At 52.1% G+C, this 19,971-nt stretch carries 22 protein-coding genes; all 22 read right to left on the bottom strand.

Annotation, left to right across the window (positions count from 1 at the left end; all coding sequences use genetic code 11):
• Nucleotides 1-2 precede the first annotated feature (2 nt).
• Nucleotides 3-497, bottom strand: coding sequence for a chemotaxis protein CheD (locus ABH899_RS03400; protein WP_009676751.1), 495 nt, complete (start codon nt 495-497; stop codon nt 3-5).
• Nucleotides 475-1,113: a chemotaxis protein CheC gene (locus ABH899_RS03395; protein ID WP_103993827.1), complete on the bottom strand. Its 639-nt coding sequence runs from the start codon at nt 1,111-1,113 to the stop codon at nt 475-477. Before ABH899_RS03395 ends, ABH899_RS03400 begins: the two co-directional genes overlap by 23 nt.
• Nucleotides 1,114-1,117: 4 nt before the next feature.
• Entirely contained in the window at nt 1,118-1,579 is a 462-nt protein-coding gene (locus tag ABH899_RS03390) for a chemotaxis protein CheW (RefSeq protein ID WP_369993958.1), read from the bottom strand.
• Nucleotides 1,580-1,602: 23 nt separating this feature from the next.
• Nucleotides 1,603-3,675 (bottom strand): chemotaxis protein CheW, encoded by a 2,073-nt coding sequence (locus tag ABH899_RS03385; RefSeq protein ID WP_369993956.1) that lies wholly within the window; start codon nt 3,673-3,675, stop codon nt 1,603-1,605.
• Nucleotides 3,676-3,711: 36 nt separating this feature from the next.
• Nucleotides 3,712-4,875 (bottom strand): protein-glutamate methylesterase/protein-glutamine glutaminase, encoded by a 1,164-nt coding sequence (locus ABH899_RS03380; RefSeq protein ID WP_369993953.1) that lies wholly within the window; start codon nt 4,873-4,875, stop codon nt 3,712-3,714.
• A 36-nt stretch (nt 4,876-4,911) separates the two neighbouring features.
• On the bottom strand, nt 4,912-5,808 hold the full coding sequence (locus tag ABH899_RS03375; protein WP_369993951.1) for a MinD/ParA family protein: 897 nt from the start codon (nt 5,806-5,808) through the stop codon (nt 4,912-4,914).
• Entirely contained in the window at nt 5,801-7,573 is a 1,773-nt protein-coding gene (gene flhF, locus ABH899_RS03370) for a flagellar biosynthesis GTPase FlhF (RefSeq protein ID WP_369993948.1), read from the bottom strand. Before flhF ends, ABH899_RS03375 begins: the two co-directional genes overlap by 8 nt.
• A complete protein-coding gene (gene flhA, locus ABH899_RS03365; protein ID WP_009676772.1) occupies nt 7,570-9,603 on the bottom strand; it encodes a flagellar biosynthesis protein FlhA in 2,034 nt (677 codons plus the stop codon). The genes flhF and flhA overlap by 4 nt, the downstream gene beginning before the upstream one ends.
• A 15-nt stretch (nt 9,604-9,618) precedes the next feature.
• The gene (gene flhB, locus ABH899_RS03360; protein ID WP_218228514.1) at nt 9,619-10,716 is read right to left on the bottom strand and encodes a flagellar biosynthesis protein FlhB; all 1,098 of its coding nucleotides are present in this window, start codon (nt 10,714-10,716) and stop codon (nt 9,619-9,621) included.
• A gap of 28 nt (nt 10,717-10,744) precedes the next feature.
• Entirely contained in the window at nt 10,745-11,542 is a 798-nt protein-coding gene (gene fliR / locus ABH899_RS03355) for a flagellar biosynthetic protein FliR (protein ID WP_009676752.1), read from the bottom strand.
• 6 nt (nt 11,543-11,548) lie between these two features.
• Nucleotides 11,549-11,818: a flagellar biosynthesis protein FliQ gene (fliQ, locus tag ABH899_RS03350; RefSeq protein ID WP_009676755.1), complete on the bottom strand. Its 270-nt coding sequence runs from the start codon at nt 11,816-11,818 to the stop codon at nt 11,549-11,551.
• A gap of 25 nt (nt 11,819-11,843) precedes the next feature.
• Entirely contained in the window at nt 11,844-12,620 is a 777-nt protein-coding gene (gene fliP, locus ABH899_RS03345; RefSeq protein WP_009676758.1) for a flagellar type III secretion system pore protein FliP, read from the bottom strand.
• Nucleotides 12,607-13,248, bottom strand: coding sequence for a flagellar biosynthetic protein FliO (fliO, locus tag ABH899_RS03340; protein WP_369993944.1), 642 nt, complete (start codon nt 13,246-13,248; stop codon nt 12,607-12,609). The genes fliP and fliO overlap by 14 nt, the downstream gene beginning before the upstream one ends.
• A 34-nt stretch (nt 13,249-13,282) precedes the next feature.
• Nucleotides 13,283-13,645 (bottom strand): response regulator, encoded by a 363-nt coding sequence (locus ABH899_RS03335; RefSeq protein WP_009676759.1) that lies wholly within the window; start codon nt 13,643-13,645, stop codon nt 13,283-13,285.
• A gap of 26 nt (nt 13,646-13,671) precedes the next feature.
• Entirely contained in the window at nt 13,672-14,955 is a 1,284-nt protein-coding gene (fliY, locus tag ABH899_RS03330; protein WP_369993941.1) for a flagellar motor switch phosphatase FliY, read from the bottom strand.
• Entirely contained in the window at nt 14,945-15,943 is a 999-nt protein-coding gene (gene fliM, locus ABH899_RS03325) for a flagellar motor switch protein FliM (RefSeq protein ID WP_369993940.1), read from the bottom strand. The genes fliY and fliM overlap by 11 nt, the downstream gene beginning before the upstream one ends.
• Nucleotides 15,944-15,984: 41 nt before the next feature.
• Nucleotides 15,985-16,431, bottom strand: coding sequence for a flagellar basal body-associated FliL family protein (locus ABH899_RS03320; RefSeq protein WP_009676757.1), 447 nt, complete (start codon nt 16,429-16,431; stop codon nt 15,985-15,987).
• Nucleotides 16,431-16,652, bottom strand: a complete 222-nt coding sequence (locus ABH899_RS03315; protein WP_009676773.1) for a flagellar FlbD family protein — start codon at nt 16,650-16,652, stop codon at nt 16,431-16,433. The genes ABH899_RS03320 and ABH899_RS03315 overlap by 1 nt, the downstream gene beginning before the upstream one ends.
• Before the next feature lie 62 nt (nt 16,653-16,714).
• Nucleotides 16,715-17,545 (bottom strand): flagellar basal body rod protein FlgG, encoded by an 831-nt coding sequence (gene flgG / locus ABH899_RS03310; protein WP_218228512.1) that lies wholly within the window; start codon nt 17,543-17,545, stop codon nt 16,715-16,717.
• Between the two features lie 121 nt (nt 17,546-17,666).
• The gene (locus ABH899_RS03305) at nt 17,667-18,041 is read right to left on the bottom strand and encodes a TIGR02530 family flagellar biosynthesis protein (protein WP_009676749.1); all 375 of its coding nucleotides are present in this window, start codon (nt 18,039-18,041) and stop codon (nt 17,667-17,669) included.
• Nucleotides 18,038-18,499 (bottom strand): flagellar hook capping FlgD N-terminal domain-containing protein, encoded by a 462-nt coding sequence (locus ABH899_RS03300; RefSeq protein WP_369993938.1) that lies wholly within the window; start codon nt 18,497-18,499, stop codon nt 18,038-18,040. Before ABH899_RS03300 ends, ABH899_RS03305 begins: the two co-directional genes overlap by 4 nt.
• Nucleotides 18,500-18,543: 44 nt before the next feature.
• A complete protein-coding gene (locus ABH899_RS03295) occupies nt 18,544-19,941 on the bottom strand; it encodes a flagellar hook-length control protein FliK (protein WP_369993935.1) in 1,398 nt (465 codons plus the stop codon).
• Nucleotides 19,942-19,971 lie beyond the last annotated feature (30 nt).

Below are 19,971 nucleotides of genomic sequence, written 5' to 3'. Positions count from 1 at the left end.
CTCTACAAATCCTTCAAGCCGTGCTGTACGCTTCGAATCGTCAGCACGCCCGTATCGCAGTTAAGTTCAATCGTTCTTCCATAGTTCTGGCCCGTATCTTCACCTTTGACTCGGATCTTGTATCTGACCAACATTTCTTTGCAAGCCTCTACATTACGAGGTCCAATTCGCATCGTATCGCCCCCTCCGGCAAAAGCGAACATCTGAGCTCCTCCTGCCAGTTTCGCTTCCATCCGATTTATTGAGGCACCAAGACGGGTCATCCGGTCGATCAATTCGGGAATGGCGGTATCCGCATATTTAGCAATGTTGACGGTGCCTTCTCGGGCGATTTCGGATGTCGGCAGCATGACGTGCGCCATTCCGCCGACTTTGGCAAAGTCATCGAATAAGGTAAGCCCGACGCAGGAACCGAGTCCCGTCGTTTTAAGCACGCCCCCCGGCATGCCGACATTAAGATCCGCCATACCGACTTTAATGATCGTCTGTTGATTCATGTGCCTCTACCCCTAGTGCCGCAAATAATTTCCCAAACGATTCCGGGTCCGGAATAAGGAAGAAGTTTCCTTGTACTTCTTCGTTTCCTTCCAGAAACTTCGTGTCAATCAGCAGTGCCTGATCCCCCATCTCCCCGAACTGCAGCAAGCCGTAACTTAAAATGGCTCCCGCCATATCAATGGCCAGGGAAGGTACGGTCGGGGACATAGACAACCGAGTAAAATCGGCCAGCGAGGACAAGTACGATCCCGCCAAAATGTTCCCGATTTCGTTTAATGCCGAAATTTCCAGTTCCGTATACTCACCGCTGTCGGAAAGCTCCATCCCGATCAGGGAAAACAGCATCCGTTTGGCGGATTCGAGATTCAGAATAAAAAACATATTGCCCGGAGCATCCCCGACCACCCGCAGAAAAATAGCGAGTACGACTTCCTCCGCTCCGCCCACGATTTCAGGGATCTCCTCGAAAGGAAGAACCATAACTTTCGGAACGAGCATATCCACAGGCTTGTCCAGCAGGGTAGACAGAGCAGTGGCCGCATGACCGGCACCGATGTTGCCGATTTCCTTAAGTACATCCAATTGATAATCCGCCAACTGCCTGAACGTATCCACTTGCTTAGGCCTCGATCTTTTCCAATTGGATGACTTCGTCCCTGTTCAAAACCTGTTCCAGGTTCATCAGGACCAGGAGACGGTCTTCTCCGATTTTAGCGATGCCGTGCAGATATTTCGCCTTGATACCGCCGACAACTTCGGGAGGATTCTCGATATTGTCTTCGTTCAAGTCAATAACGTCGTTAGCGGAATCTACAATAAGCCCTACTTCGAGGTCGTTAACCGCTACGATGATCACACGGGTATTATCCGAATACGGGGTTTCCGGAAGCCCGAAGCGGGAGCGGAGATCGATAACCGGCACGACCACGCCTCTGAGGTTAATAACGCCTTTGACGAAAGCGGGCGTTTTCGGAACGCGGGTCATCGGCTGCATCCGCTCGATCGTTTTGACCTTATCCACTTCTACTCCGTATTCCTCATGTGCCAGCGCAAATACGATAATTTTTTTATCTTCAGCCATTTGAACGGCCTCCCCTGCCTGATTTATTTAATGAGTTCATTCGTATCGAGAATCAATGCGACCTGACCGTCGCCGAGAATGGTCGCTCCCGAAATCGCGAACAGCTTTGTAAAGTATTTACCCAATGTTTTCAAGACGATCTCCTGTTGACCGATAAACTCCTCCACCATAAGCGCCGCCATTTTCTCGCCTTTGCGTACAACCACAACTTCGGTTTCAGTCTCATCGGCTTCACTGTAGTCGGGAATATCGAGTACGGAGCTCAGCGAAACGAGCGGAATCATGCTGCCTCTGAAATCGATCATCCGGTTTCCTTGCACGGAACGGACTTGCGCCTGCTGGATAAGGGCCGTCTCCACAATCGAAGAAAGCGGGATCGCATATTTCTCGCTGCCGATCTTGACCAGCATAGCCGAGATGATCGAGAGCGTAAGAGGAAGCTTGATCGAGAAGATCGAACCGCTGCCCGGATTGGATTCGACATGAATATGTCCTCCGAGCGAGTGGATTTTCGTTTTTACAACGTCCAAGCCTACCCCGCGGCCGGAAATGTCCGAGATTACGTCCGCGGTACTGAAACCGGATGCGAATAGCAGCTGATCGATATCGGAATTGCTCATTTTGTCCGCCATTTCAGGCGCGACAATCCCTTTCTTCACTGCGGTCGCAAGCACTTTCTCCCGGTTAATGCCGTTACCGTTGTCTTCGATCTCGATAAAGACGTTGTTCCCGCTGTGATAAGCGCGGAGATGAACGGTTCCGCTCTCGCTTTTGCCCTTCGCCACACGCTGGGTCACGGTTTCGAGCCCGTGGTCAACCGCGTTGCGAAGGAGATGCACGAGCGGATCGCCGATTTCGTCGATTACCGTGCGGTCCAGCTCGGTTTCTGCGCCGGTTATGACGAGATCGACTTTTTTGTCCAGCGACTTGGCGATATCCCGGATCATCCGCGGGAACCGGTTAAAGACCGTATCGACCGGCACCATCCGCAGCTTGAGAACGATATTCTGCAAATCGCTGCTGACCCGGGCCATATGCTCGACCGTCTCCGTCAGCTCATTGCGCTTGATTTCGCTTGCCAGCTGCTCCAGGCGGACCCGGTCGATGAGCAGTTCGCTGAAGAGATTCATCAGGGAATCCAGACGTTCGATATCTACCCGAATGGTACGGGTTCCCACAGGCCCGCCGCCTGCAGCCGCTGCCGGTTTGGCAGCTCCGCCGGTTTCCTTGGCCGGCGCCGCTTTGGCTGCCGGAGCGGGTGCTGCAGCCGCTGCAGCCTGGGCTTCACCCGCCCTGACCTCCGCCTGGGCTGCGCCGCTTCCCGTCATCTCGTCCAGCGTTTCGCGATCGAGTACGATGATCTGTACATGCTCGATTTCGGAGACATTCGAAATTTCTTTCTCCAGATCGGCTTTCTCGACGTTAGCTATGTAATACACGGAGAAGGTACGGTCGAATTTCTCCTGTTCGATCTCCTGAACGGAAGGCGTCGCTTTGATGACTTCCCCGGAACGCTCCAAAATTTCGAACACCATGTAAGCACGGGCCGCTTTCAGTACGCAATCTTCCCGGACGGTGACCTCGACATAAAACACCTGCATGTTGGCGTCAATCGATTGCTGGAGAACCGAGAGCTGGAATTGGTCCAGCGCAATAACGCTTTCTTCCTGGCCTTCCGCTCCGGCGCCTCCGGCGGATGGAGCGGATTTGAGATAATCCCCGCTTACAATGGATTTCAATGCGGTGACAATAGCCGTAACATCGGCCTTGCCCGTTCCGCCCTGAACGATATCCTCGACCATCGAATCGAGAGCGTCCAAACTTTGGAAAAGACTGTCGAAAATGAAGGGGTCCATTTTCAGTTTCAAGTTACGAACCAAGTCCAGAACGTTTTCCATTTCGTGAGTCAACGAAGCGAGATCTTCGAATCCCATCGTCGCGGACATGCCTTTAAGTGTGTGTGCCGAGCGGAAAATATTATGAACGATATCTATGTTGTCGGGACTGTTTTCCAGGCTGAGCATGTTGTCATTTAGAGCCTGCAGATGTTCTTTCGATTCGTCGATGAACATCGATAAATATTGGTTCAACTCCACAGAACTGCACCTCCGTCAATTTAACGAGTACTTTCTTTAGCGGCTGCCGTTTTTATCCGTCACCCGTTCGACAAGCTTCGGAGCGATATCCCCCAAAGGAAGGACAAACATGGCGGCTCCGTTCTCCACCGCGACTCGCGGCATGCCGTATACGACGCATGTCTCTTCGGATTCGGCAATCGTGGTCGCCGCTCCGTCCTTTCGGAGTTCTCCGATCGTTCTCGCTCCGTCACTGCCCATCCCTGTCATAATAACGGCGTGCCGGATCAGCTCTTTTAAGGGAAGAAGGGATTGGAAAAGCTTGTCTACGGAAGGACGGTGTCCGGATACCGGCTCGCTTTTGCTCAAAGAAATCCGGTATTTCTTGTCGTCGGCCCTGACCACGGTCATGTGCAGTCCGCCGGGAGCGACATATGCCGTACCGGGTTCGAGCACCTGGGCTTCCTCCGCTTCCACGACCCGAACCGCACATTGGTCGTTAAGGCGCTGAGACAGCGACTTGGTGAAATTCGGAGGCATATGCTGGACGATAAGAACAGGGGCCGGAAAATCCGCCGGCAGGCCGCTCAGTACCTTCTGCAGCGCTCTGGGTCCACCGGTCGATGTGCCGATCGCCACGAGATCCCGAAAACCTTTCGAACTGCCAGTGCCGACACCGCTCGCGGGCTTCCCCGTTTCTTGCGTCGCAGCAGTTCTCTTGGGAATCTCCGCTGCCGACGGCGGCCTCACGAACGGAGCGGACGGCTGAACGAAGCGTTCGGGCCGTTTCGCCGGTTCTATCGGAGGCTGCGGCTGCATGCGTGTTTTGACCGCAATCCTCAGCTTCTCATGCAAAAGCTGCTTGACCTTGAATAAATCCAGCGAAATCGAACCGGACGGCTTCCGGATAAAATCGATCGCGCCGAGTTCAAGGGCCCGGATCGTTTCAACCGCTCCCGACATAGTCAGCGAACTCAGCATAATAACGGGAGTCGGAGTGGCGGCCATAATGCGTTCCAGCGCTTCCAGCCCGTTCATTTCAGGCATTTCAATATCCATCGTAACCGCGTGCGGTTTCAGCTCTTGTGTCTTGACTACGGCTTCCGCACCGTTCTTTGCGACGGCTACAACACGGAAATTGGGGTCTTCTTCGATCAGATCCGTAATGATCTTCCTCATGAACACCGAATCGTCGACTACCAGAATACGGTACGGCTCCATAGGGTCCCTCCTGAATTGGCTCTAGATGTGAATATATTAGCGGCCGATCAGCCGGCTGAGGAAACCTTTAAATCCGCCGGTTGAATCTGCTTTGGGCTGCTGGCCCAGAAATTGATCGACAAGGACATTCATACTTTTGGCGGCAGGAGAATTCGGATAAGCAATCGTAAAAGGTGTCTGCTCCTTAACGGCCCGGGATACATGCTGATCGTCTTCCACGAATCCGAGTGTCTGGAGTTCGACGGACAGAAAGCGGCGGGCCACCATGGCGATCTTCTCGGCCGTTTCCTTTGCCTCCCGGCTGTGAGCGGCCCGGTTGACCACGAGCTTGAAGTGCACATCGGGATCTTCGCTACGAACCATTTTAATGAGCGCATACGCATCCGTAATGGACGTGGGCTCCGGCGTCGTAACCACGAGCGTTTCCTGGGCAGCGGCTATGAATCGCTGGGTTTCTTTGGAAAGCCCGGCTCCCGTATCGAACAGGATAAAATCGGCCATTCCGCCAAGCTCCTGAATCTGGTCGGTAAAAGAATCCGCTTCGGAGTCCGACAGCCTCACCAGATCGTAAAGCCCCGACCCCCCTGCGATAAACTGCAGGCCTTTGGGTCCAGTCTGAACGAGCTCCCCGATCGTTTTTTCTCCTTTAATTAAATGAAGGAGGTTTGCTTTGGAGGAAATCCCCATGAGCACGTCAATGTTGGCAAACCCGATGTCGGCATCGAAAATGAGTGTCTTGTATCCCCGGGCCTGCAGGCAGAGAGCAAAATTCAAGGTGAAATTCGATTTGCCTACCCCGCCCTTGCCGCTTGTGACGGTAATAATCCGCGTCTTTCGCTCCGGCTGTCCGGTTAGCGCGGATCCCGGGGACGGCGTATCCTTCTCGTGCCTAAGGCGGATCAGTTTACGCAGTTCCTGGGCCTGGTCACTCATACGAGTAACCCTCCAGCACCGCATCGACAATCCGGTTCTCGTCCGCTACCATGATGTCATCGGGTACGTTCTGTCCGTCCGTCACGTAGGAAAGTCGGATCGGGAATTCATCCAGCAAATTCAGCATGGCGCCGTAAGAATACGTTTCATCCATTTTGGTAAAAAGGACTTTATCTACTTTAAACTTGGAAAAGTTAGCGGTAATGGCTTTCATGTCGCTGTACTTCGACGTAAGGCTCAGCACCAGAATCGTTTCGCTCGGCCCTTGGTGCCTTATCAGCGTATTGAGTTCGGATACGTACATCTCGTTGCGGAAATTGCGTCCGGCCGTATCCATGAAGACCACGTCGGCCTCCCTCAAATTGTGCAGAGCCCTCGTCAGATCGGCCGGGGAAAACACCACTTCCACCGGAACGTCCAAAATATTCGCATACGTGCGAAGCTGTTCGATCGCGGCAATCCGGTAGGTGTCGGAAGTGATCAGCCCGACTTTGCGGCGCTGCTTCAACACCTGATCGGCGGCCAGCTTTGCGATCGTCGTCGTCTTGCCGACACCGGTCGGTCCGACGATATGGACGATCTTGGAGTCCGCCGAGATCGGCTTGCCCTGCGGCGGCGGGAACAGCGCAAGCATCCGCTTGCGGACCGCTTCCGCCGCCTGCCGCGCTTCCGACTCGTCGGCCGAGGCGGCAAGATCTCTTCTGGCGCTTTCGATCAGCTGCCGGACCAAGTCCGGCTGTACTTCCTGCGCCAGCAGATGCTCCTCCAGCCTCCCCCATACGGGCGGCAGCTGGGGCTGTGCGGATGGCCGGGCAAGACCGGCCATCATGGTCTTGAGATGCTGGAGTTCAGCCAGCATCAGGTCTTCGCGGGCCGCGCTCTGCGCAGCGGCCGCTTCTGCCGCCGCCTCCGCGCGGGAGGCGGCCAGTGCGGCGCGCAGCGCCTCGGCCTGTTCGTCGGCGAAGCCGCCGCTCTGCGGCGCTGCGGCAGCCGGCTCGGGCGGAGCTTCCGCCTTCGGCGGAACAGGCGGAGCCGCTTGGGCCGGCAGGCTCTGCCGCTGTTCGGCGGCCGGCCTTGTCTGCGCGTAAGCGGCTGCGGCAGCCGCCGGAGAGCGCTGCGGAATGACGGGCAGCGCTTCCTCTGCGGCCGGGCTGCCGCTCGTACGGTCGATGACCGCGGGAGATGGCTGCGAGGACCGCTGGCCCGGTACCTCATGTTGGTCCGAGCCTGCTCCCCTCACTGCGCTTGACGACTGCCCATCGACAGAAGCCGCGGAAGTCTCAGAACCGGACTTGACGTCCAAGGTCTCTTCTTTTTTGAGAAGGCTTGTCTCCCTTGCGGTCAACGCCTCGGCAGCGCCGGTTCCGTAAGTCGGAACCGCTTCATTTTGCAAGGCGGATTGTCTGAGCAGAAGTTCCGCAAATTCTCTCTGCCTCTGCTCCTGCTCTTTATTGGTACGGGGCTGATCGGCCGACTTCTCCGCTTCTTCCTGCCGCGCTTTGGCAACAGCGGTTACCGCTGCGGCGGCGGCCGCTTTAGAGGACGGACGGGCCTGAGCGCCGCCTTCAAGAGCGTTTTTACCGGAACCGGTTTGACCTTCCTCGAGAGCTGCAATCACTTCAATGCGTTTTTTTCCGAAGAGTCCCAAAAACCCGCCGGTCTTCACTTCTTTCGTGCTTAAAATAACGGCATCCTTACCGAGATCGGTTCGGATTTTATGAAGAGCGTCCGGCATTGAATCGACAATGTAACGTTTCACTCTCACAAGTTGACAACTCCCATGCTTTGAATTTCTACACTCGGTTCAAGCTCGCTGTAAGACAAAACCGGAATGTCCTGCATGGTACGTTCCAAAAGCTGGCGCAAATACATACGGATCGTCGGTGAAGCCAGGATAACCGGCTGGTGGCCGGACTGAACCATTTTACTCACCTGTTCACCCAGCTTGTGATAAATGACCTGCGAGGAAGACGGGTCGATAGCCAGATAAGATCCCTGATCCGTCTGCTGAACGGAATCCGCGATTTTTTTCTCCAGCCCCGGTCCTACGGTAATGACGCGGAGCGAATCCTGCGGAGACGAGTACTGCAGCGTGATCTGCCTCGAAAGAGACTGCCGCACATACTCCGTCAAAATATCCGGATCTTTGGAGTAAGGTCCGTAATCCGCCAGCGTTTCCAGGATGGTAACCAAATCGCGTACGGAAATTTTTTCCCGGAGCAGTTTCACAAGCACTTTCTGCACGTCGCCGATGGACAGGACATTCGGAATCAAATCGTCCACGAGAGCCGGGTACGCTTCTCTGACGTTGTCGATAAGCGTCTTGGTTTCTTGACGTCCCAGAAGCTCGTGGGCGTGCTTCTTGATGATTTCCGTGAGATGAGTAGCGACTACGGAAGGCGGGTCCACTACGGTGTATCCGGACAATTCCGCCCGCTCTTTGGTCATCTCATCGATCCACAGGGCCGGCAGTCCGAACGCAGGTTCGGTCGTCTCGATTCCCGTGACGGATTCGTCTTCGAATCCCGGGCTCATGGCCAAGTAGTGGTTAAGCAGCAATTCGCCGCCCGCAACCGTATTGCCTTTAATTTTGATGATATACTCGTTAGGCCGAAGCTGAATATTATCGCGGATCCGGATAACCGGAACCACGATACCGAGTTCCAGCGCACATTGTCTGCGGATCAGAATAATGCGGTCGAGCAAATCTCCGCCCTGCTGGGCATCGGCCAACGGAATGAGCCCGTAACCGAATTCGAATTCGATCGGATCCACCTGCAGCAGGCTGATCACGCTTTCCGGACTCCGTACTTCTTCAATCTGCTGTTCTTCCACCATCTGTTCTTCCTCAACCTGTTTCCGGTTCAAGTTCTGCTGCATCTTCCGTGCCGCGAAAACGAGTAGAACCGCAATAGGAATGGTCGTATACCAATGGATCGGCGTGAAAATTCCCAGAAAGGCAATCGTTCCCGCCACGATGTACAGCAGCTTCGGATAAGCGGTCAACTGACCGACGATATCGTTGCTGAACGTTCCTTCCGAAGAAGCGCGCGTAACGATAATACCGGAAGCGGTTGAAATGAGCAGGGCCGGGATCTGACTGACCAGCCCGTCACCGATGGTAAGAATCGAATACGTATGTCCGGCTTCTCCGAACGACATGCCTTTCATCGAAATCCCGATGATCAGTCCGCCGACCAGGTTGATCAGCAGGATGATAATGCCGGCAATCGCGTCTCCTTTGACGAATTTACTCGCTCCGTCCATGGCTCCGTAGAAGTCGGCTTCGCGTTCTACTTTTCTGCGGCGCTCTCGCGCCTGCTGCTCATTGATCATGCCGGCGTTCAAATCGGCGTCGATACTCATCTGCTTGCCGGGCATCGCATCCAGGGTAAAGCGAGCCGCTACTTCGGCTACGCGCTCCGAACCTTTCGTGATGACGATAAACTGCACGATAACCAGAATAAGAAACACGATAAATCCGACTACGATATTACCCGCCGCCACGAAGTTACCGAACGTCTCGACCACGGCTCCCGCTTCGGCATGAGCCAGAATATTTCTAGCCGTCGAAACGTTAAGAGCCAAGCGGAACAAGGTCGTCACAAGCAGCAGGGCCGGGAAAATGGAAAACTGCAGAGCTTCCTGCGTGTTCATCCCGACCAGAATAATCATCAGCGAGATCGTAATGTTTATGATGAGCAAAAAATCGAGGAGGGCGGTTGGAATCGGCACCACCATCATCAAAATAATCCCGATTACCCCGATCAGTACAACTAAATCTTTTGGTTTCATGTACGGCCCCCCTTTCTACGCGTTCTTCACTTTGCCCTTAATTTTGTATACATAAGCCAGCACTTCGGCTACGGCCTGGAACAGATCGCCCGGAATCGACTCTTCCAGATCGACCTGAGCGTAAAGCGCCCGTGCAAGCGGCTTGTTTTCCATAATCATAATGCCGTGTTCCTTCGCAATTTCACGTATTTTCAAAGCCACGTGATCCGTCCCTTTCGCAACCACCTTAGGGGCCTGCATATTGGCCGAATCATACCGGATGGCCACCGCGAAATGCGTCGGGTTTGTAATAATGACATCCGCCGTTGGAATCTCCTGCATCATCCTCTGCATGGCCATTCGGCGTTGTTTTTCGCGAATCTTCCCTTTAATAAGGGGATCGCCTTCCATTTTCTTATATTCGTCTTTGATGTCCTGCTTGGACATCCGTATGCTTTTCTCGAATTCATACTTCTGGTACAGGTAATCGAACAAGGCAAGCACGACCAGAATTAAAGCGATTTTCATGCCCAACATCAGCGTCAGCGACCATATATAATGAAGCGATTTTTCCAGCGGTACATGACTAAGGCTGAGAAGCTGCGTTTTCTCGTCCCACAGCGTCATATAAACAACGATTCCGATCACGCTCATTTTCAGCATGGACTTTAAAAAGTCAACGGCCGAACGCATCGAAAATATTTTTTTGAACCCCTCGATGGGATTCAGTTTGCTCAATTTCATTTTGAGCGGATCGCCTGTAAAAAGTATTCCGATCTGAAGGTAGTTTCCCGCCAGTGCAATGACCATCGTCAAGATCAAGATGGGAGCCAGCATAACCAGAAAATGAATTAACAGCCGGTAAAATAACATCCGCACATTCGCCATGGTCACATCCATCAACAAATCGTGCCTCAGCGTACCCGAGAACAGATCCATCAGACGTTCCTTCATAAATCCGCCGATCATGTAAAACGATAAAAATGAAAAAAACAGGATAAAAGCAGCAGGCAGCTCCATACTTTTCGCCACTTGGCCTTTTTTACGGGCGTCCTGCCTCTTTTTCGGTGTCGCCGGTTCCGTCTTCTCTTGCGAGAACAACTGCAGGTCCAGCTTCAAACGGAGCGGTTCCATACGTATCCTTTCCTTTCCCGTACAGGTGCTACGGTGTTTCAAGCGCTTTGCCGGCCACTAGGTTAAGCAGCTTTTGCATCGCTTCGAACATCCGGTCGAACAATTGGTGAAACAAACCGATCAACTCGGGCATTAACAGGGCGATCAGGAAAAACCCGATGATGATCTTCAGCGGCACCCCGACTACGAAAATGTTGAATTGGGGAGCGACACGCGTCAGTAAACCCAAACCGAGGTCCGTCAAAAACATCGCTGCGACAACGGGAGCCGCCAACTGCATCGACAGAGAGAAAACACTCGAGAAAGTTTTCACCAGAAATTCGGTAATCTGTCCCCCGTAGAGCTGGGCAAACAAATTGTTGGACAGTGGAATCCATTCATAGCTGTTCATAATACCCTGCAGCATAAAATGGTGACCGTTGAAGCTTAGCAGCAGCAGCATGGCAAGCATGTACTTCAAATTGCCCATCAAGGGTACGGTAGTTCCCGACATCGGATCGATCACATTGGCCATCCCGAGTCCGATCTGCATATCGATAAAGGAACCCGCGATTTGTACGGCCGTAAAAAATAGATAGGCGATAAAACCGAGCAGCAGGCCGACGATTATTTCCCGGATGACCAGCAGTACATACTGCGCGTCCATCGGAACCAGCTGGGACGTCCCTTGAGCCGCCGTCACGATCAGAGTCAGAAATAAAGCGAGTCCGATTTTGAACATACTGGGCACATTTCGGGACGAAAACAGCGGTACGACGACAAGGAACGAGGTCATTCGACAAAAAATCAGCATAGCGTTGGGTAAAAGTTGAACCAAAAGCTCCATGGCCGCCTACCCGATATATTGATGAAGATTGTTGAATAAATTGAATGTAAAGTCGACCAGCGTGTTCAAAATCCAGGGTCCGAAAATTAAGACTGACAGCAGAACCGCCACGATTTTCGGCACGAATGCAAGCGTCTGCTCCTGAATTTGAGTCGTAGCCTGAAAGATACTGATGATAAGACCGACCGCCAGGGCGATCACCAGCATCGGAGCGCTGGCTTTCAGCACCGTATAGACCGCTTCGCCGGCCAGCTTAATGATAAATTGCGAACTCATGTTAGGCGACCTCCAGCTTCCGCGTTCATGTACTGTAACTGAGGAGCAGCGATTTAACGACCAGATACCAACCGTCCACCAGAATAAACAGCAGGATTTTGAACGGCAGCGATATCATAACGGGCGGCAGCATCATCATCCCCATAGCCATCAGCGTACTGGCGATAACCATATCGATAACCAGAAAAGGAATAAAGATCATGAAACCCATTTGAAACGCCGTTTTCAGCTCGCTGATGGCATAAGCCGGAACGAGGGCTGTCAGCGGTGTATCTTCGACTCCTTTAGGAGCCTCCGCTTTCGTATAATCCAGGAAAAGCTTTAAATCTTTAGGCCGGGTATGATTCCACATGAACTGCTTGATGGGAACGGACGCTTTTTGAAGAGCCTGCGTCTGATTCAATTCCCCTTTCATGTAGGGCTGAACGGCCGTATCGTTGATCTGCCCAAGGGTCGGGGCCATGATAAACAGGGTGAGAAACAGGGCCAGTCCGATCAATACCTGGTTGGGCGGCATCTGCTGCGTCCCTAGAGACGTACGCACGAAACCCAGCACAATGACGATTCTCGTAAAGCTGGTCATCAGAATCAGAAACGAAGGCGCCAGACTCAGAACCGTTAACAGCAAAATGACGCTAATCGTGCTTGAGGCTCCGGAAGCTCCGCTTCCCGAATCTACGTTGAAGCTAATGCCGGGAATCGGATTTTGCGGGTCCGGGGCGGCATAAGCCGTATTCCCTGCCCATCCCATGAACACAAGTAAAGCAAGCAGAATAATAAGAGTTCCTTTATTTTTGCTCATTTGACTTCAACCGATCTTGTTCGTTTTCTTCCTGCAGCCATTCTTCTACGCTTTTGTTGCGCTGGGCGACATTCTGCAGTTTGTCCTGAAAGACCTGGTGAAAATTCGGCGAAATCTCTTCTTCCACCACGTTGTTTTCACCCGGCTTCTTGCGTATTTTTTCAAGCCATTTGCCGACTGTAATAAATTCCGTTGCCGCCCGGGTCTGTGCCGTGATCTGCTCTTTCAGCCTCGCCGCCTCGCCCGCATCGGCTATTTTCTCGAGTAGCTGGATGTTATCTCCAACTCCGACGATGTACAGCGAATCACCGATTTCGACGACTTGGATCGATTTGTTTTGGCCGAGCGGCACCCCACCCAGCGACTGCATGGCACGTCCGAAGCGGAATCCGCTTTTTTTCGACAACATCTTCATAATGCCGTAAAAAAGACCGATGATAAGAAGGAGAAAGAAAATCACCTTTCCGATCATGACGATCGAATCGATACTCCCCGTCTCTCCCGTTCCCGAACCGGGCCCAGTGTTGTCGCCCAGCTCAGGTGCCCCAAAACAAACGGAAGTCCAGAACGGCAGCTGAACGATCAGTCCTGCCGTTGCCAGAAGCAGCTTTCCTGCCTGTTTCTTCAAGCTTCACATTCCTTTCCTTATTAAAAGCTTACGCTTAGCCCATTGTTTTCTTAATGGCTTCGATAACACGGTCCGCTTGGAAAGGTTTCACGATAAAGTCTTTGGCGCCGGCTTGGATCGCATCAATGACCATCGCCTGCTGTCCCATCGCCGAGCACATGATAACCTTGGCATTAGGATCAATCTTTTTGATCTCTTTCAGTGCATTGATCCCATCCATCTCCGGCATGGTGATATCCATCGTTACGAGGTCGGGACGCAGCTCTTTGAATTTCTCTACAGCTTGTACGCCGTCGTTGCCTTCGCCGACAACCTCATACCCGTTCTTAGTCAAAATATCGCGAATCATCATTCTCATAAATGCTGCATCGTCTACGATCAAAATTCTGTTCCCCATGATAAAATAATCCTCCCAAAAGATAGTTATTGTATTTTTTGAATGCGATCCCACTGACTGACGATATCGGTGACGCGAACGCCGAAGTTCTCATCAATAACGACAACTTCTCCCTTGGCGATCAGTTTGTTGTTAACCAGAATATCTACCGGTTCACCGGCCAATTTATCCAGCTCGATGATCGAACCTTGCGAAAGCTCCAGGATATCCTTGATCACTTTCTGCGTTCTTCCCAGCTCGACCGTTACTTTCAAAGGGATATCAAGCAGCAGATTCAGGTTCGTGTCGTCTGTCTGGTTGTATCCTCCCTGCTGAAGATTGGAGAACTGTACCGGTTGTACGTTTACGTTCCTGTTCATTCCTCCGTAATTTCCTCCCTGTGGTGCATGATTCATCGGCTGCTGCGCGTATGACTGTTGTGCAGGCGGTTGATTCATAGGCATCGGGTTGCCCCCCATCGAAGGATTCGTGTACGGCGCTTCTGCCGGGTTGGTATAAGGCGGTTCCGGAACCGGCTGCTGATAAGCTTGAGCGTTCGTGTCCGCTTGCACCTGGTTGGTGACAGCAGGCGGAACTTCTTCGCTGACTGCGGCCGCCGTTTCTTCGTAAACCTCTTCGGAGCCCCCGCCCATCAGGATGTGTACCATTTCTTTGGAGAAATCGACGGGAAGAAGCTGCATGATGGTCGAATCGATAAGGTCCCCGATTGTCAGTCTAAAGGATATCTTTATAAATACGTCTTCGTTCGGCAGTTTTCCTTCTCCATTCGACAGATTCAAAATATCTATTCCCGGAGGAGAGATATTCACGAACCGGTTGAATATCGTAGACATCGAAGTCGCGGACGAACCCATCATCTGATTCATGGCTTCCTGAACGGCGCTGACGTGAATTTCGGACAGCTCGTCGCCCTCCACATGACCGTCTCCACCCATCATCAGATCGGCAATGACTTGAGCGTCGCGAGTCTTGATCACGAGCAGATTGATGCCGTCAAAGCCGTCTACATAGTTGACGTGAACGGCAACGTGCGGTTTGGGAAACTCGTTAACCAGCTGTTCGCGCGGAATGCACGATACTTTAGGTGTCGTGATGTCCACTTTCTTGCCGAGCAGAGTAGATAATGCGGTCGCCGCGCTTCCGAACGTGATGTTGCCGATCTCCCCCAGAGCATCCTGCTCCAGCGAGGATAAGTAATCATCGATATTCGAAGAATGAGAAGAAGATGGATTATCGTCGGAACGCTCATCTACCGCCTGCTTCAACAGCGCGTCTATTTCCTCCTGCGACAAATAATCTTTACTCGTCATGTTCTTCTGCTCCTTCGTTTACAATTTCGCCGATTTGAACGGCCATTTTGCTCTTGGTTGTACCTGCGCTGCCTGTAAATTTAAGCTTCTCGCCGACTTTGATGTGCAGAGGCTCGTTTACCGGCTTGTTGAGTGTAATGACATCCCCGGGCTGCAGATTCAGAAACTCGTGAATCGTGATTTGCGATTCTCCCAGTTCCGCGATAATGGGAAGCTTGGCCTGCGTCAGCCTGTCCTGCAAAATCTCGACTTCCTCGGGAGCCCGGCTTTTCTTCTGGGATACAAACCAGTGGTGCACCGACAGACGGGGCATAATCGGCTCGATAACGACATGCGGGATACAAAGGTTGATCATCCCGGTCGTGTCGCCGATTTTGGTGCTTAACGAAATCAGGGCAATGGTTTCATTGGGAGAAACGATCTGCATAAATTGCGGATTCGTTTCCAGAGCTTCGAGGCGTGGAGACAGATCAATGATCGTTTTCCATGCTTCCTGGAGGCTCTCAAACGCCCGGCTGAAAATCCGCTCCATGACGATCGTCTCGATCTCGGTCAAAGCCGCGATTTTCTGCGGAGACACGCCGACACCGCCCAGAAGTCTGTCCAGCATCGCGTACGCCACGTTCGGATGGACTTCCAAGACCATTCTTCCCTCTAATGGCTCTGCTTCAAAAATGTTCAAGATCGTCATTTTGGGAATCGAGCGGATAAACTCATCGTAAGGAAGCTGTTCGACCTGAACGACATTGATCTGGACAAACGTTCTTAGCTGTGCCGAGAAATAAGTCGTCAAGTACCGGGCAAAGTTCTCATGAATCCGCGTTAAGCTCCGGATATGATCTTTGGAAAAGCGTACGGCCCGTTTGAAATCATACAATCGAACTTTTCGCTGCGTATCTTCTTTCTTGAGTTCCTCTGCGTCCATTTCACCGGAAGAGAGAGCAGCCAGAAGAGCGTCGATTTCATTTTGTGACATAACATCAACCATAAGAGTCACCCCCTTTGTGCGTATCCGATCTATGTAAAAGGCTACTCAAGTACAATGTCGGTAATATTTATGCGCCTTATTTTTCCTTCATTAAGAAGCGGATTAAGCTTGCTGATCAGCGTGTTGGTCAAGTTATCCTGCCCTTTGCTGCCTGAAATCTGATCGGAATTCATGTCAGAAAGAGTCCGGATGATTGTTCCTTTGATGCGGGAATCAATCAGATTTTCGAAATCCGTTTTTGCCTTTTTGTTTTCCAGCTCAAAAGCCAGACTGATTTTAACGAAGCTGCCCTGACTGGCCAGGTTTGTCGTAATATCTTTCATAATGACGGTGTTTTCTTTGATCTCTGCCGAAGTCTGCGCCTTTTCCTCACCGGCCGATTCCGATTTATTGTCCATAACCGTCCATAACACAAATGCAGCCGTCAGAACTAATGTGATGGCGACAAGAATGGAAACCAACATCAGAAAAAATCGATTTTTAAGCACTACAAGCCCTCCGTATTCGCCGACTTGATCGTTGCTTGAACCGCACCGATCCGTTTCAAAAATTGTTCCACCATCTCTGTGACCACTGCCTCTTGTTCAAGGACCATAATTTTTTTTCCGTTAATCAATGTAATCACGGTGTCCGGTGTTTCTTCCATCATTTCAATCATAAGCGCGTTGATCACTAACGGCTTGCCGTTCATTCGGGTCAAACGTACCATGGTTCCCTCCATAGGTTCCAGGAGGGGGACCAGGCCCCCTTACCTTTTACCTTTGCCTGTTATTAGCGTTTCAGGTTAACGATCTCTTGCAAAATTTCATCCGACGTGGTGATAATCCGGGAGTTCGCCTGGAAACCACGCTGGGAAACGATCATTTCGGAAAACTCCTCGGTCAGATCCACGTTGGACATTTCAAGCTGTCCGGCGATGATGGAGCCAGTGCCGGTGGCCGGGTCAGCTGGCAGTGCATTCGAAAGATAGGCTACATCAATTGTGTTATTCACATCAGCATTAGGAGTATATTCGTAAAGATTGCCACCAGCTTTATTCAAACCAGCCGGATTGGCTACTTTCACAACTGCCACTTTATAATCTGAAGGAGTTGGAACTCCTCCAATGACCTGCATAACCGTTCCATCTTGAGAAATTGAAAATTTAGTCGCGTTAGCATCAAGCTGGATAGGCTCGGCATCTGTCGACATCAAATACATACCATCCGGGTTCACGATATAATTGTCTCCATCGACATAAAAGTTCCCAGCTCGTGTCAAATACAGTGGATCTTGTCCGTTCTGAGTTACTCCAAAAAATCCATTACCATCGATTCTTAGGTCAGTAGGAACGTTTGTTGTCATAGCACTTCCGCCCGTATGCACAGTGTCAATCGCAGCAGTCCCTACACCGAGACCGATTTGCTTCGAGTTGACTCCGCCTTGTGTCGTAGACGTCGGGGCTGTTTCTCCAGCAACAGTCTGGCTCAGAATGTCCTGGAACATGACGCGGCCTTTTTTGAAACCTACCGTGTTCACGTTGGAAATGTTATTGCCGATTACATCGAGCTTTGTCTGAAAACCGCGCATGCCCGAAATACCGGAGTACATGGATCTTAACATTTGTCGTTCCTCCTCTTATGTCGCCCGCCTGGGTGGGCATCTTCCTTTAAAGCCGCTTCTATCGGTCCGCAGCTATCAGGGCCTCCTGCCTAGGTCCGGCCCGCTTTGTTGGGTAATGTTCCTATGAAATGATGACAGCACTGTCTATTTGCGTAAAAACCTGATCCTGCAGCTTGGCTCCGTCCAGAGCCGTGATCACCGTCCGGTTCGGGACGTTCACGATAAGGGCCGTTCCGCCCAGCACCATCAATGTATCTTTGGCACCCTTGGCGGCCGCTTTGTCAATGGCATTTTCAAGCTTAGCCAACTGCTCGTTGTCGATTTGAATCCCCCGTTGTTTCAACCGGGTTTCCGCATGATGACTGAACTTGACCAGTTCGCTTTGCAGAAGCTGATCGAATTCGGAGCGTCCGGCAGCCGGTCGTGCTCCACCGTTTCGCTGAAGGGGTGCCGGAGGAGTGGGATATAGTCTTCCTACCGTTATACGTTCGGTCATGGTGCAGGAACCGCCGGCTTGGAGTTTTCTATCTTAAGGACTTCCTCCAGCTTGACTTCTTTCCCGCCTACCGTCGCATACTGCACACCGTCCCGGACGATTATGGATTCGACGACTCCATTCTTCATCACCGTTTCCCCGCTGTCCGTTTTGCCCATCCAGCTGATGTCCTTCCCGATCAGACTCGAAGTGAATCCGAGCGAAGACCGGAGCAATTTCATCTCGGAAGCCATGTTTGACAGCTGTTCGACCGAAGTGAATTGGGCCATTTGCGCCACAAACTCTTTATCCTGCATAGGCTGCATAGGATCCTGATTTTGAAGCTGGGCGATCAGAATTTTAAGAAAGTCATCCTTGCCGAGAATCGAACCGTCCTTCTTCTCCTTGGCTTTCGAAGCTGCGCTTGCCGTGTTCGTCGTAGAGCCCGTTTTGGTCAAATCTCCCCAAAGTTCTGCCATTGCTGCACCTCCTATCTAAGCTGAGTCTGTCATTTCACTCTTGATTAAGCCGAGGTTTCGAAGGAATTTCCTAAAGCCGCTTTTCTTGTTTCCTCCAAAATTTTCAACTCTTCGTTCCATTCCGTAAGCTCTTCCGAGCTGTCCTGATTACCTCCGCCGCCGCGCTGCTGAAGAAACTGCTGCGAAGACTGCTGCTGTCTGGAATCTTGGAACATCGTGGAAGACATGGTGTTTTGGCCGACTTCCATCTTGTCTACCTGAACGCCCTGGCTGTGCAGAGATTGTCTCAAATGTGCGAGTTGACTTTCGAGAAGTTCTTTTCCCAGTGCCGTATCCGCTGTAAACTGGGCAACCAGCTGCCCGTTTTGCATCGTAAGGACCACGTCAATGGTTCCCAAATGCTGCGGACGGAGCGAAAGTTTGGCTTCCGAGAAACCGTTCCCCATTTTCAGGCTCATGCGCTTCACCATGAATTGACTTAGTTCTTGAGCGAAGTTTTGAGCTGAAATCGTTGGAGCTGCCGCTTTGGCCGCCTGCTCCGGAAGAGTTGTTTTCATTCCTTCTTGAAGACTTGTCAAACCATTCGCTGCCGGCTCGTTTTCGGATGCCGGGGTAGTGGAGGTCTGTACCGCCTCAACGGTTTCATGAGCCGCTTGTCTCACCGAGTTCCAGACTCCGTTTCTTGCAGCCAGCAATTCCAATGAAGCTTTGACGTTGCCGGTCTTTGTGACGGTCATCACCGGCTCCGCGGCGTCAAGGTTGCTGTCAGTTGCACTAGTAGGCAGCGTCAATTCCGTTTCGGCCGCTTTAGCCGTTGCTTTACCGGTTGCACCTGCCAACTGCTGGTTTACAAGAGACGGCAGTGCCGTTTCCACCAGCTGCTTGAATTCGGCCGACAGCTGCTGCAGAAGCGGATGATCCGGCTGCTGCTTAAGCATGGCCGTCAAATCCAAAATCGTCTTCTGAAGTTTCAGCGAAGCGTCGCCGCTGTCAAGCTGAATGGCCTGCAATCCGGTTTGCTGCGTGCCGCTTAACAGCTGAAGCAGAGCCGAAGCATCATTCGCCCACTGCTGCATGGCATCGGACTGGCTTAGCTTACTGAATAGCTCCGGACTGCTCTGTAATGTGCTAAGCAAAAGGTCCGCCATTCCTTCCGTTCCCGTTTGTCCTTCCATATCGCTCAGAGCTTCCTGGACAGGCGCCGGGAGGAAAGGAACCACTTGAAGCAGGCCGGCCAGGATGGAGTCGACGGAGTTGGCATTTTCCTCACCCGCTTCCTTCTGAAGCTGGCCGTTCATCACCTCTTGGAAAGTTCCCGCATCGCCCTTGCCGTTTCCTGCTGACGTTGCAGCCGCTGTTGTAGTCTTTGCCGTTCCCGCTTTAACCGCCGTAGATCCTGCTGACGGTGCGGACGAAGGCGTACTTGCTACTGGCATTTCCATTGTTTATTTTCACCTCCTTTCATTAAAGAT

The organism is Paenibacillus sp. RC84 (assembly GCF_041260495.1).
Lineage (GTDB): Bacteria > Bacillota > Bacilli > Paenibacillales > NBRC-103111 > Paenibacillus_F.
This window is presented reverse-complemented; position numbering and strand designations above follow the sequence as displayed.

Coding starts and splice junctions, on each gene's coding strand:
- ABH899_RS03400 (WP_009676751.1), bottom strand. CDS start 497: ATGAATCAACAGACGATCATTAAAGTCGGTATGGCGGATCTTAATGTC.
- ABH899_RS03390 (WP_369993958.1), bottom strand. CDS start 1,579: ATGGCTGAAGATAAAAAAATTATCGTATTTGCGCTGGCACATGAGGAA.
- ABH899_RS03380 (WP_369993953.1), bottom strand. CDS start 4,875: ATGGAGCCGTACCGTATTCTGGTAGTCGACGATTCGGTGTTCATGAGG.
- ABH899_RS03375 (WP_369993951.1), bottom strand. CDS start 5,808: ATGAGTGACCAGGCCCAGGAACTGCGTAAACTGATCCGCCTTAGGCAC.
- flhA (WP_009676772.1), bottom strand. CDS start 9,603: ATGAAACCAAAAGATTTAGTTGTACTGATCGGGGTAATCGGGATTATT.
- flhB (WP_218228514.1), bottom strand. CDS start 10,716: ATGGAACCGCTCCGTTTGAAGCTGGACCTGCAGTTGTTCTCGCAAGAG.
- fliR (WP_009676752.1), bottom strand. CDS start 11,542: ATGGAGCTTTTGGTTCAACTTTTACCCAACGCTATGCTGATTTTTTGT.
- fliQ (WP_009676755.1), bottom strand. CDS start 11,818: ATGAGTTCGCAATTTATCATTAAGCTGGCCGGCGAAGCGGTCTATACG.
- fliP (WP_009676758.1), bottom strand. CDS start 12,620: ATGAGCAAAAATAAAGGAACTCTTATTATTCTGCTTGCTTTACTTGTG.
- ABH899_RS03335 (WP_009676759.1), bottom strand. CDS start 13,645: ATGGGGAACAGAATTTTGATCGTAGACGATGCAGCATTTATGAGAATG.
- fliY (WP_369993941.1), bottom strand. CDS start 14,955: ATGACGAGTAAAGATTATTTGTCGCAGGAGGAAATAGACGCGCTGTTG.
- fliM (WP_369993940.1), bottom strand. CDS start 15,943: ATGGTTGATGTTATGTCACAAAATGAAATCGACGCTCTTCTGGCTGCT.
- ABH899_RS03315 (WP_009676773.1), bottom strand. CDS start 16,652: ATGGTACGTTTGACCCGAATGAACGGCAAGCCGTTAGTGATCAACGCG.
- flgG (WP_218228512.1), bottom strand. CDS start 17,545: ATGTTAAGATCCATGTACTCCGGTATTTCGGGCATGCGCGGTTTTCAG.
- ABH899_RS03305 (WP_009676749.1), bottom strand. CDS start 18,041: ATGACCGAACGTATAACGGTAGGAAGACTATATCCCACTCCTCCGGCA.
- ABH899_RS03300 (WP_369993938.1), bottom strand. CDS start 18,499: ATGGCAGAACTTTGGGGAGATTTGACCAAAACGGGCTCTACGACGAAC.
- ABH899_RS03295 (WP_369993935.1), bottom strand. CDS start 19,941: ATGGAAATGCCAGTAGCAAGTACGCCTTCGTCCGCACCGTCAGCAGGA.